The organism is Burkholderia sp. APQ4-4ca, from assembly GCF_057837105.1.
This window is the reverse complement of the sequence record NZ_JBYQCG010000046.1, coordinates 1-536: the sequence shown is the minus strand read 5'-3', so window position 1 is coordinate 536 and position 536 is coordinate 1. Positions and strand designations below refer to the sequence as shown.

Below are 536 nucleotides of genomic sequence, written 5' to 3'. Positions count from 1 at the left end.
TGGTCGGCGGCAGCCAGCTGCAGGAGGTCGTAACGGATAGCAACGCGCTACCTCGCATCAAGGTTTCGCACGAGGCCTTTGCCGCGGCCAAACGCCAGCGAGGCAAAGGTGAGACGGTACGGGACGTGGTGGAGCGACTGATATTTGCCGCGACGGGACATAGGTAACGCGGCCGACCTGTTTCGATCCGCAGCATTTACGGCAAAATGTCATCAGACATTTTGCCAACCGTAACCGGAGAAATGACGATGGGTCTGGGGATTCTCGTACTGATAATCGGTACGGTGATATGCGTCCACGGGTGGTACTGCTGCGAACGCGGCCGGGAAGCCGAACGCGCTCGTCGTCTCGTGCGCGGCCGTCGCATGCCGCGCCAGCCCTAAAGGCGATTTCAGCATTCAGGGTCTGGAGCAATGGTTCAGGCGTGCGGAACGAGCCGTACATGGTCGAACGCGGTCGAATTTCTGGCCGCGTCCGACGATTTAAACGCATTTACTGATTTACTCACTTACTCATCAGGCAGGTTCGCAACGTAC

Annotated in this window: 1 protein-coding gene; it reads right to left on the bottom strand. The window is 58.2% G+C overall.

Translation table 11 applies throughout. The features are described from left to right. Window positions 1-212: 212 nt before the first annotated feature. Entirely contained in the window at window positions 213-398 is a 186-nt protein-coding gene (locus AC3IFE_RS01600) for a hypothetical protein (protein WP_489189394.1), read from the bottom strand. Between the last annotated feature and the right edge of the window lie 138 nt (window positions 399-536).